The organism is Salegentibacter lacus, assembly GCF_020164555.1.
GTDB lineage: Bacteria > Bacteroidota > Bacteroidia > Flavobacteriales > Flavobacteriaceae > Salegentibacter > Salegentibacter lacus.
Genome location: NZ_JAIQZB010000045.1, coordinates 1 through 2,858, shown reverse-complemented (window position 1 = coordinate 2,858; position 2,858 = coordinate 1). Strand labels below are relative to the sequence as shown.

Below are 2,858 nucleotides of genomic sequence, written 5' to 3'. Positions count from 1 at the left end.
GTATCCATCCGAGCAACTACAAGTAGTAGATGGGTGGTATAATACTCAGAATTTAGGAATACCGATTTCTTTCTATCCCCCTGCTAGTATTGGTTATAGCCCTACTGGGTTTCAAAGCACTGAATGAAGCTGAGAATACCTATAAGGGTTATTCCTTTAATTTCTGGATCCATATTGATTAGTGCTGGTCTGGTATTATATCTAAAGTGCACAGCTGCCCACAAAGATTTAGACTTGAGATTTTGTAATTCGTCTGTATAAATTTTATCTCTGGATTCTTCAGACTCTCCCTCACTGTAATGGAGCGTATACATATTTTGCCTTTGCACCTCTTCAAACTGGGTTTGGGTCACTTTCTTTTTGGGAAGATTCTTATTTGACTTAAAATATTCCCATACCAGCAAATAAATTCTTATCATTTCCTCCAACTCCTGCGAGGAAATATCCATTCTGTACCCTAAGACAACGGTTAAGAAAAAAGGTTGATATTTAAATATTTCATCAGATATTCTATCTACATATTCCGCATCTGAAGTGTCTATTTTTTGTATCAGCCCAGCTAATTCAGAGGTTTCACTATAGTCCTTTGCTGTAAACGTCAGTTTATTCATAATTATACTTTAGTATAAAAATTCTTGTTATATTCCTTATTAAGCTTTTTGGTAGCCGGGCAATAGCTCCTCCAGTTTTTGGATGTTATGATCGGGTAATCTTTTCAGGGTGTCCTCTAACCACTCCTGGGGATTCACACCATGCATTTTACAACTCCCAAAGAAGGAATACAACATAGCCGCATCTTGTGCAGCCTTGTGAGAGCCTGCGAAGAGGAAATTTTTTCGGCCGAGAGCCAATGCTCTTATGGAATTCTCAATGAGATTATTATCCAATTCGATCCTACCATCTTCAAAGATCACTTCGAACTTAGGGTATTGATTTATGAAGTAGGTCATGGCTTTTCCCATGGCACTTTTGGGCAACACCTTAAACTGTTCTTCCTGGATCCAGGTTTTGATCTGTTGCAGTAGTGGCAGCACCTTTTGTAGTCTTAGTTCCTTTCGCATCTCTGCATCTCCGGCTGCTGCTTCTTTGATCACTCGTTCTTCCCTATAGATTTCACTAAATATAGCTAATGCTTTTTCTGATCTTGCTTTATCCTGGTCCCGGGCATCCACAAATTTTCGTCTGGCATGCACCAGGCAACCCGCCATAGTAATATCCGGGTCTAACCCGATTTTATCATACACTGTGTAACCATCGCATTGGACAAAACCTTTATACCCATCAAGGAGTTCCTTGGGACCATGTTGCCCACGCCCCCTGCGGTAATTAAAGAGTACCAGTTTTTGCAAGGGGTCGTGATAGACCCATTGATACCCTTGATGTGTGCTGCCTTTTTTATCACCATCCAGCACCTTTATCGGACTTTCATCCGCCTGGATGTACCCGCCTTCAAGGATTTTTTGCTTCAAGGTATTATAAAGGGGTTCCAACAGCTGGCAGCAACTCGACATCCAGTCACTCAAAGTACTGGAGGCTGGTTCCCAGCCAAATTCCCTTTTAAAACGCTGGATCTGACGATAGAATGGCAAGTGGTCAACATACTTGCTCACCAGGATATAGGCCAGTAAACAGGCCTCGGCAATAGATTTTTCGATAGGACGCGTGGAAAGTGGCGCGATTACCACCCCTTGGCCGTCTTTTCTGGCATATTTAGGACGAATGGTACGTCTTTTGACCAGGCTGGCTGGGGTATACTCCAGGGTTTCACTAACTTCCTCACCTATTTTTTTCAGCGTACTTACATCTTCCTCTGGTTCAAGGATTACTTCACGTACCGGAAGGTGTTCCGGCAAGCTGCCACGGCCCGGGTGTTTTTGTTTTTCCCGGGTATAGGTGATGGTTTCTTTTGGAGTAACTACTTGCCCAGTTTTATCTGCATTTTCAGAAAAAAGCGATAGTTGCTGCTCCAGAATTTCAGGAATAAAGCGTTCTGATTTAAAACCTTGAATCAGCTTATAGAGCTGCCCGAGTTGTACCTCCATAGCGGAAATCTTCTCCTTAAAGGCTTCATTGGACTGGCGAAGTTGCTCGTTTTCTCTTTGTAGCTCCTGATGCGTCATCGGGTAGCTAAAATACTACCCTTGTTAAAAATATACCAGCATTTAACCGGCTTTTTTATAGCGTTTTCTTCGGGTAATATTAGTGATGGCTACCCCGTCTATGAGCATCACCAGTTGGGTGTAATCCAATTGGAGTCCTCCCACGGATGCATCGTATTCGGGCAACTCAAAAGTACCACGCTCCAGGCGTTTATAATATAATACAAAGCCCCCAGACTGCCAGTGCAGCAGTTTGACTTTATTGCGCGCTTTATTGATAAAGATATAGACCGAACCATCCTGGGGACTATGGCCTAATTCTCCAAGTACCAAACCACATAATCCATCGAAGCTTTTACGCATATCGGTACCAGGAAGATATAACTGGTAATTCAGGGAACTGCTTAAAGCAAACATTACAGGGGAATTTCAATTTCTACGCCATTACCTAAACGGATGTGCATACTCCTGGAGAATGTTGGAGCGGTAGAAGGAGTGGCCGATAAAGAAACAAAATTGCTTTTTGCGGATTTTATAACTTGCTCCTTGGGAAATTTCTGGATCCAATAGCAGAGTTTTCCTTTGCTGATTCCGTGGGCACGGGCAAAAGCGGATCGGCTTTGTCCTGATTCATAATAGCTATTGACTAGCTTACGCATTTCTGTGGCAATTGAAGATCGGGTCATTTTGATTATATTTAGACCGCTAAATTATAATCTAGAAAGGTTTCTGAAAAGATGCACTTAGACGGATGCATAC

General features: G+C 42.3%; 4 protein-coding genes. All 4 read right to left on the bottom strand.

The annotated features are described in order from the left end of the window. Positions 1–101: 101 nt before the first annotated feature. Genes LB465_RS17935 through tnpA form a run of 4 tightly spaced genes read right to left on the bottom strand, consistent with a single transcriptional unit; the run spans position 102 to position 2,785 of the window. Positions 102–611, bottom strand: a complete 510-nt coding sequence (locus LB465_RS17935) for a hypothetical protein (RefSeq protein ID WP_224471294.1) — start codon at positions 609–611, stop codon at positions 102–104. Between the two features lie 39 nt (positions 612–650). Further along, positions 651–2,120: an IS66 family transposase gene (gene tnpC, locus LB465_RS17930; RefSeq protein ID WP_224471293.1), complete on the bottom strand. Its 1,470-nt coding sequence runs from the start codon at positions 2,118–2,120 to the stop codon at positions 651–653. A 42-nt stretch (positions 2,121–2,162) separates the two neighbouring features. Beyond that, positions 2,163–2,516: an IS66 family insertion sequence element accessory protein TnpB gene (gene tnpB, locus LB465_RS17925; protein ID WP_224471292.1), complete on the bottom strand. Its 354-nt coding sequence runs from the start codon at positions 2,514–2,516 to the stop codon at positions 2,163–2,165. Beyond that, entirely contained in the window at positions 2,516–2,785 is a 270-nt protein-coding gene (gene tnpA / locus LB465_RS17920) for an IS66 family insertion sequence element accessory protein TnpA (RefSeq protein WP_224471291.1), read from the bottom strand. Before tnpA ends, tnpB begins: the two co-directional genes overlap by 1 nt. Positions 2,786–2,858 lie beyond the last annotated feature (73 nt).

Excerpts from the sequence above, each read along its gene's own strand:
- tnpC (WP_224471293.1), bottom strand. The coding sequence starts at position 2,120 with ATGACGCATCAGGAGCTACAAAGAGAAAACGAGCAACTTCGCCAGTCC.
- tnpB (WP_224471292.1), bottom strand. The coding sequence starts at position 2,516 with ATGTTTGCTTTAAGCAGTTCCCTGAATTACCAGTTATATCTTCCTGGT.
- LB465_RS17935 (WP_224471294.1), bottom strand. The coding sequence starts at position 611 with ATGAATAAACTGACGTTTACAGCAAAGGACTATAGTGAAACCTCTGAA.
- tnpA (WP_224471291.1), bottom strand. The coding sequence starts at position 2,785 with ATGACCCGATCTTCAATTGCCACAGAAATGCGTAAGCTAGTCAATAGC.